The 7698-nt window shown below is 70.2% G+C and carries 6 protein-coding genes and 1 pseudogene; 3 read left to right on the top strand and 4 right to left on the bottom strand.

Annotated features, from left to right (window positions below):
* Positions 1 to 8 precede the first annotated feature (8 nt).
* From E1267_RS14330 to E1267_RS14340, 3 genes are read right to left on the bottom strand one after another with little or no spacing between them, the layout of a single operon-like run.
* On the bottom strand, positions 9 to 197 hold the full coding sequence (locus E1267_RS14330; protein ID WP_132332937.1) for a tautomerase family protein: 189 nt from the start codon (positions 195 to 197) through the stop codon (positions 9 to 11).
* A 21-nt stretch (positions 198 to 218) separates the two neighbouring features.
* Positions 219 to 1235, bottom strand: coding sequence for an LLM class flavin-dependent oxidoreductase (locus tag E1267_RS14335; protein ID WP_165959615.1), 1017 nt, complete (start codon positions 1233 to 1235; stop codon positions 219 to 221).
* Between the two features lie 57 nt (positions 1236 to 1292).
* Positions 1293 to 2534 carry a cation:proton antiporter gene (locus tag E1267_RS14340; protein WP_165959616.1) on the bottom strand — a complete coding sequence of 414 codons (1242 nt, stop codon included), beginning with the start codon at positions 2532 to 2534 and terminating at the stop codon, positions 1293 to 1295.
* Positions 2535 to 2638: 104 nt separating this feature from the next.
* Here E1267_RS14340 and E1267_RS14345 point away from each other — a divergent pair, with 104 nt between their 5' ends.
* The 3 genes from E1267_RS14345 to E1267_RS14355 are packed head-to-tail and all read left to right on the top strand — an operon-like array spanning position 2639 to position 7261.
* Positions 2639 to 3943, top strand: a complete 1305-nt coding sequence (locus E1267_RS14345; RefSeq protein WP_132332940.1) for an MFS transporter — start codon at positions 2639 to 2641, stop codon at positions 3941 to 3943.
* Positions 3940 to 5940, top strand: coding sequence for a molybdopterin oxidoreductase family protein (locus E1267_RS14350; protein WP_132332941.1), 2001 nt, complete (start codon positions 3940 to 3942; stop codon positions 5938 to 5940). The genes E1267_RS14345 and E1267_RS14350 overlap by 4 nt, the downstream gene beginning before the upstream one ends.
* Positions 5888 to 7261: an FAD-dependent oxidoreductase gene (locus E1267_RS14355; RefSeq protein WP_132332942.1), complete on the top strand. Its 1374-nt coding sequence runs from the start codon at positions 5888 to 5890 to the stop codon at positions 7259 to 7261. Before E1267_RS14350 ends, E1267_RS14355 begins: the two co-directional genes overlap by 53 nt.
* Before the next feature lie 123 nt (positions 7262 to 7384).
* Here the strand turns inward: E1267_RS14355 and E1267_RS44325 are convergent.
* A pseudogene (locus tag E1267_RS44325) lies at positions 7385 to 7698 on the bottom strand (hypothetical protein); the annotation flags it as partial.

Consider the following 7698-nt stretch of genomic DNA (forward strand, 5'->3'; position numbering starts at 1 on the left):
CCATGTCCTCACACCTCGTCACACATCAGCCGCCCGGCCCGGGCGAAATCGCTGCGTGCCATCTCTACGAACCGGACACGCACCTCCTCGGGCCTGGCGCCCAGCGTCGCCTCGGCCGACTTGGTCACCTCTTCTGCGAACCTGCGGCGCTGGTCGAGATCCTTGCCGCTGAGCATGAGCACCGTGATGAACGGCATCGGCGCATTCCTTTCCGGTCGTCAGCGGAGCTGACCGGCCACGTCGTGGATGATCCGGGTGATCATGTGAGCCTTGTCCGGCACGCCGTACAGGGTGAACGACACGGCGTCGACGCCGGCTTCGGCCAGGGCGCCAAGGCGTTCCACGCACCGCCCGGGCGGGCCGTAGATCGCGAAGCAGTCGATCAGGTCGCTGGACAGGTCGCGGGCGTGTGCCGCGCCCTTGGCCTCGTGCTGCTCCCACTGGTAGCGCTCGGCCAGCTTGGCCATCTCCTCCGCCACGCCCTCGGGCAGCGCGGAGGCGAGCAGGCGGTTCACCGGCTCCGGACGGCTGACCGCCGAGCGCCACAGGAAGAAGGCCGAGGTGGCGGCGTAGGAGCGGACGAACTCCCTGGCGTAGTCCACGTCGTCGTGGACGAACACGGCGCCCCGGCTCCACAGCTCCAGGTCGTCCAGGCTCCTGCCGGCCTGCTCGGCGCCCTCGGCCACCCGTGCCCGCTTCCACGCGGCGATCCGCGGGTCGAGGCCCGGCAGGAAGACGCCGTCGGCGATGCTCCCGGCCAGTCGGCAACTGCGCGCGCCGTGGGTGCCCAGCACGACGGGGATGTCCCTGCGGGACCATCCCGACCTCATCGGCGCGTCGTGCCAGGTCGTCTGCTCTCCCGCGACGAAGGCGCGGAAGAAGGAGACCACGTCGCGCAGCTCACCCAGCGGTCGCGCGCTGCGGCCCACCATGGCGACCGCACTGCCGCCCGCGCCGATGCCCAAAAAGATGCGACCGCTGGAAAGCTCGTCGATCGTCGCCATCGTGTTGGCCAGAACCGCGGGATGTCGAATATACGGATTGGTGACCGCGTGCCCGAGCTTGATGCGGGTGGTTTGTTCGGCCGCGAGCGCCATCATGACGGTTGAGTCGCGACACAGGTTCTGCGACTCGATGAACGTGCAGTGCTCGTATCCGAGTTCGTCCGCCAGCGCCGCGACATCGGCCGCCTGATGGGCCGGCAAAGTGCGGCCGATGCCAATTCCGAATTTCATGAGCATCTCCACTGGGAAACCAATTCTTATGGCCATGACGATACTCGGGAAGGTGGTTCAGTCAACGACGAGGTCTCGCTGGCGGGACACCGGCATTTCTGTGTGGGGCATCTTGCGGGTGGCGAATCTCAGGATCGGCGGAGCGGTCAACGACGTCACGATGGCGAACACCACGATGACGGTGTACATCGTGCCGTCCAGAATTCCAAGTCGCAGGCCGACCGTCGCGATAATCACCTCGACCACGCCGCGGGCATTGATTCCCGCGCCCACGGCCAGCCGTTCCCACCGGTCCATGCCGGAGCAGGCGCCGCCGATCCAGGCGCCGGCGAACTTCCCGGACATGCCGACGCAGAGCACCGCCGCCGACACGGCCAGGATGGCGGGCTCGGCCAGCGCCGTCAGGTCCATGCGCAGGCCCACCGTGGCGAAGAACAGCGGCGCCAGGACCGACATCACCCACGTGCGCACCACGGACAGGGCCGGAGCGATGCGCGCCCGTACGGGTGCGATGGCGAGCCCCGCGAGCAACGCGCCGAAGACCGGCTCCATGCCCATGGCGTGCGCCGTCGCCGCCCCCACCAGCGTCATGATCACGATCGTGGTGACCGCCGAGCCGGGCGCGGACCGCACCGCCATGCGGGCCACGGGCCTGCCGATGAGCAGCACGCACGCCAGCACGGGCAGGGCGGCGAGCCACACCGCCCAGTCGCCGGCGGACAGGCCGGTGACCGCCAGCGCCGACACGACCATGAGCAGCAGCCAGCCGACGATGTCCTGCACCACACCGGAAGCAATGATCAACTGGCCGACCCGGTGCCCGAGCAGGTCGAGGTCCATCAGCGTCTTCGCGATGACGGGCAACGCGCTCACGCCCATGACCACCCCCAGGAACAGCGCGAAGACCAGCGGATCCGCGCCGTCGGGCCGCACCCACGCCGGCATCAGCCACCCCATGGCCACACCCAGGCAGAGCGGCACCAGCATTCCGGCGGAGCTGATGGCGACGACCGCCCGGCGGCGTCTGCGTACCGCGGCGAGATCCGTCTCCGCGCCGGTCAACGCGACCAGCAGGAGCACGCCCAACTGGGCCACGACGTCAAGAAGGTGGAACTGGGCGGGATCGCTCGGAAAAAACCACTCGAAAAACTCAGGCGCGACATTGCCGAGCACGGTCGGCCCCAGCAGCATGCCCGCCGTAAGCTCACCCACGATCGCGGGAATTCCGATGCGCCGCGCCAGCGCACCCAGCAGCCGGGCCGCGACCAGCAGGGTGCAGCCTTGCAAAAGGAAGATCAATAGCTGATGATCGGGGACAAGGGCGACGGGGGATTCTAACACGACGACTGTCCTTTTCGTCTGTGATTGTTTTCGCGCCTGCGGTATGCCTCATTATAGAAAGCATGGTCATAAGTTTTTCCCGGCGCCGCCGCATCGACGATTGGCGGCCCGAGGACGCGGCGTATTGGCGGGCGGTGGGCAAGAGAGTCGCCTGGCGCAATCTCGTGCTGTCGATCCTCGTGGAACATCTGGGATTCGCCGTGTGGACGATCTGGAGCGTGGCCGTGCTGGCGCTCGGCGAATACCATTTCTCCGTGGACCAGCTGTTCTGGCTGGTGGCGTTACCCAATTTGGTGGGGGCTGTCCTGCGGATCCCCTACACGTTCTTGCCCGCGCGAATGGGAGGCGCGAATTTCACGGTGCTGAGCGCGCTGCTCCTGCTGATCCCCGCCCTGCTGCTCGTCGTCGCCGTACGCGACCCCGCGACGCCGTACTGGATGTTCCTGGTGATCGCGGCGACGGCTGGCCTCGGCGGCGGGAACTTCGCCTCCAGCATGGCCAACATCACCAACTTTTTTCCCGCCGGCAAGCAGGGCGTGGCCCTCGGCCTCAACGCCGCGGGAGGCAACGTCGGGGTCAGCTCCGTCCAGGTGGTCATTCCGGTGGTGGTCGCCGCCTACGGGGTGGCCGCCGCCGGATGGGTCTGGGTGCCGCTGTTGCTGATCGCGGCCCTCGCCGCCTGGTGGGGGATGGACAACCTCTCCTCGGCGAGGGCGAGCGTGCGTGAACAACTCCGGGTGGTGCGGCACCGGCAGATGTGGGTCATGTCGTTTCTCTACATCGGCACGTTCGGGTCGTTCATGGGCTACGCGACCGCCTTCCCGCTGCTGGTGCGCAGCGAGTTCCCGCACCTGGCCGTCGGCGCCCTGGTGTTCGCCGGCCCGCTGGCCGGGTCACTGGCCAGGCCGCTCGGCGGATGGCTGTCGGACCGGTACGGCGGAGCGAAGGTGACCTTCTGGAACTTCGCCGTCATGGGCTGTGGCGCGCTTGCGGTGTGGGCGGCGATCGCGTCCGCCGTCTTCCCCGCGTTCTTCGCGGCGTTCATGCTCCTGTTCGTCACGTCCGGAGTAGGGAACGGCTCCACCTACCGCATGATCCCGGCCATTTTCACGACGATCGAGCGCAGTGCGGAAGGCGGCAGGCGCGCGACCTCCTCCGCCCTCGGCCTGGTGTCCGCGGTCGGCGCGCTGGGCGGCTTCTTCATCAACCGCGCGTTCGGCGCGTCCTACGCGGCCGTCGGCGGCGCGGGGGCGGCGCTGGCCGCGTTCGTGCTGTTCTACCTGGTCTGTTGCGGGGTCACGTGGTGGTGCTACATGCGCACGGTGCTGCTGTGGTGGCGGCCCAGCCTGGCCGAGGCGCGGGTATGACCAGGACGCACTGCCCCTACTGCGCGCTCCAGTGCGGCATGGACGTCTCGTCCGGCGGGCTGATCTCCGCCGAGAACCTGTGCCAGAAAGGCTGGACGGCCGCCGAGGTGCTGCGCGCGCCGGATCGGCTGACCACGCCCCTGGTGGACGGGCAGCCCGCCACCTGGGACGACGCGCTCGATCTGGCCGTCACTCGCATCCGCCTGGTTCAGGAGTCTTACGGCCCGGACGGCGTGGCGGTGTTCGGCGGGGGCGGCCTCACCAACGAGAAGGCGTACCTGCTGGGCAAGTTCGCCCGCGTCGCGCTGCGCACCAGCCAGATCGACTACAACGGCCGCTTCTGCATGTCGTCGGCGGCCGCCGCCGTGCAACGCGCCTTCGGCGTCGATCGTGGCCTGCCGTTCCCCGCCGCCGACCTCGCGGAAGCGGAGACCGTGCTGCTGGTCGGGGCCAACCCGGCCGAGACCATGCCGCCCTTCATACGGCGGTTGCGCGGTGCGAAACGGCTGATCGTGGTGGATCCGCGCCTGACGGCGACGGCCAGGCTCGCCGACCTGCATCTGCAGATCACCCCCGGGACGGATCTGGCGCTGGCGTTGGGGCTGCTGCACATCGCCGTCGCCGACGACCTCATCGACGCCGGCTACATAGCGGAACGGACCTGCGGCTTCCCCGAGGCGGTCGCGGCGTCCAACGCCTACTGGCCGGAGCGGGCGGAGCGGATCACCGGGGTGCCGGTGCGCCTGATGCGCGAGACGGCCCGCGCGCTGGCACGCCGTCCCGCCGTCGTGCTCACCGCGCGCGGCGCCGAACAGCACGCCAAGGGCGTGGACACGGTGACCGGTTTCATCAACCTGGCGCTCGCCCTGGGACTGCCCGGCCGTCCGGGATCCGGCTTCGGCACGCTCACCGGGCAGGGCAACGGACAGGGCGGTCGAGAGCACGGGCAGAAGGCCGACCAGTTGCCCGGCTATCGCGACATCCGCGATCCCGCGGCGCGTGCGCACGTCGCACGCGTCTGGGGAGTTCGTCCGCAGGACCTGCCGGGGCCCGGGCGGTCGGCCCACGAACTTCTCCGGTCACTGGGCGCGCCGGGCGGACCCAGGGCGCTGTTGGTCTTCGGCTCCAACCCGGCGGTCTCCGCGCCCGATACGGCACGCGTACGGCGGCGACTGCGTGCCCTTGACTTCCTGATGGTGTGCGATGTCGTTCCGTCCGAGACCGCCCGGCTGGCCGACGTGGTCCTGCCCGTCACCCAGTGGGCGGAGGAGAACGGCACCATGACGACCCTGGAGGGCAGGGTGGTCCGCCGCCGCAGGGCGACCGTCCCACCGCCCGGCGTCCGATCCGACCTGGACGTCATGTACGAGCTCGCACGGCGCATGAACGCCCCGGGAGACTTCACTCCCGACCCCGAGCGCGTCTTCGCGGAACTCCGCCGGGCCAGCGCCGGCGGCCCCGCCGACTACTCGCGGATCGACTACGACACCGGAGGGTTCTGGGGAGGGACGCGGCTGTTCCAGGACGGCTTCGCCACCCCCGACGGCAGGGCGCGCTTCGTGCCTGTGCAGTTCCGCCCGGCGGCCGAGGACATCTGCGCGGACTACCCGGTCTACCTCACCACGGGCCGGGTGCTGCAGCACTACCAGAGCGGCGCGCAGACCCGCCGGGTCCGCGATCTCGACCGTGCCGTCCCTGGGCCGTACGTCGAACTGCACCCCGATCTGGCGGCCCGGCTGTCAGTGGCGCAGGGCGACGCCGTCCGGGTGAGCAGCCGCCGGGGCAGCGTCACCGTACCCGCCAGGATCACCGCGGGTGTCCGGCACGACACGGTGTTCATGCCCTTCCACTGGTTGGGAGCAAATTTCCTGACAAATCCAGCCCTGGATCCCATCTCGCGCATGCCGGAACTGAAGGTGTGCGCAGTACGCGTGGAGGCCGCCCGTGAAAGTGGTAGTGATCGGCGGCGGCATGGCCGGCGCCCGGCTGGTCAGTGACGCACGGCTGCGCGGCGCGGACATCACCCTGTTCGGGGCCGAGCCGCGTCTGCCGTACAACCGGGTGTTGCTCTCCGGCGTGCTCGCCGAGACCACCCGCGAGAGCCAACTGGCGACGCCGCTGCCCGACGACGTCGATGTCCGCTCCGGCCTGCGGGTCACCGCGATCGACCGGGCGGCACGGCAGGTCGTCGCCGAGGACGGCAGCCGCGCCCGCTACGACGTCTGCGTCCTGGCCACCGGCAGCGAGCCGCTCATGCCGCCCGTGCCCGGCATCGAACGCACCCTCCCGTTCCGCACGCTGGATGACTGCGAGCGCATCCTCGCCCGCGCCCGCACCGCCCGCCACGCCGTGGTGATCGGCGGCGGCCTGCTCGGTATCGAGGCGGCACGCGGGCTGGCGGTACGGGGTAACCGGGTGACCATCGTGCACCTCGCGGGTCACCTCATGGAACGCCAGCTCGACGCCCACGGGGGCGACATCCTCGCCAGGACGCTGGCCGGTCTCGGCATCACCGTCCACGTCGGCGTCAGCGTCGCGGCGGTCGAGCCCGGCGGGGTGGTGCTGGCCGACGGCGCGTCGATCGAGGCAGACCTGGTGATCACCTCCTGTGGGGTGCGTCCCGTCACGTCCCTCGCCCAGGACGCGGGGCTGGCGGTCGAGCGCGGCATCGTGGTGGACGACCGGCTCCGCACCGATGACCCGGCCGTGTACGCGATCGGTGAATGCGCGCAGCATCGCGGCGTCACCTACGGCCTGGTCGGCCCCTGCTGGGACCAGGCCGCCGTGCTCGCCGCCCACCTCGCGGGGGAGCCGGTGCGCTACCGCGGGTCTCAGGTGGTCACCAGGCTCAAGGCGCCCAGCCTGGAGGTGGCGTCGCTGGGCGATGTGCACGCGGAAGGCGAGACCGTCACCTTCAGTCATCCCGCCGCCGGGATCTACCGGAAGCTGGTCATCCGCGACCACCGGCTCGCCGGCGCCATCCTGCTGGGCCGCGGTGACGCGGTCGGCACGCTCACGCAACTGTACGACCGGCAAAGCCGGGTGCCCGCCGTACGGGAGAGCCTGCTCTTCCCTGAGCTGGCCGCCCACGAACCGGCGCACGATCCGGCCCGGCTGCCGGGCACGTCGACGGTCTGCCACTGCAACGGCGTCTCCAAGGACCGGATCAGGACCGCGTGGCTGGCGGGCGCGGACACGGCGGCGGCCATCGGCAGGGAGACCCACGCGGGCACCGGGTGCGGCACCTGCCTGACCGCCATCGAGTCGCTGCTCGGCTCGTTCGGCGATGCGCTCGCCCCCGTCGCCGAGGCCGGCTGACAGACGAAAGGCCGACCGCCCACGCGGTCGGCCTTTCTCACGACTTCCGCCGGTCGGCGCTCGCCGGCGGTCGGTGTGACCCGATCCCGCCGAACGCCGGCCGGCCGCGCGGTCGGTTCCTGCTCAGGGCTTCTTGGTCAGTATGGCCTCAAGGTATTCGACGGGTGCGACCAGGGCGCCGTCGGTGGCCCTGTTCCACGGGTGCCACATGTCGATCAGGTCCCGCTCGAGCGCCGTCGCCTGGCGCGGAGTGAGCACGGAGAAGACCATGCTGGTGGGTCCGAAGTTGGTCTTGAAATGCTCCAGCCAGTGCTCGGGCGAGCGGTAGCGGAAGACGAAGTCCCTGCGAGTCGCACGGAAGTCGGCGATCCCGTCGCCGAACAGCGCGCGCAGCCGGTCAGGGTCGCCCCAGTCGGTGGGTTGCGGAGTGCCGGGGG

The organism is Nonomuraea longispora, from assembly GCF_004348345.1.
GTDB classification, from domain to species: domain Bacteria; phylum Actinomycetota; class Actinomycetes; order Streptosporangiales; family Streptosporangiaceae; genus Nonomuraea; species Nonomuraea longispora.

What these genes read in the sequence shown, in the direction of transcription:
- E1267_RS14330 (WP_132332937.1), bottom strand. Translation starts at nt 197, where the DNA reads ATGCCGTTCATCACGGTGCTCATGCTCAGCGGCAAGGATCTCGACCAG.
- E1267_RS14335 (WP_165959615.1), bottom strand. Translation starts at nt 1,235, where the DNA reads ATGAAATTCGGAATTGGCATCGGCCGCACTTTGCCGGCCCATCAGGCG.
- E1267_RS14345 (WP_132332940.1), top strand. Translation starts at nt 2,639, where the DNA reads ATGGTCATAAGTTTTTCCCGGCGCCGCCGCATCGACGATTGGCGGCCC.
- E1267_RS14350 (WP_132332941.1), top strand. Translation starts at nt 3,940, where the DNA reads ATGACCAGGACGCACTGCCCCTACTGCGCGCTCCAGTGCGGCATGGAC.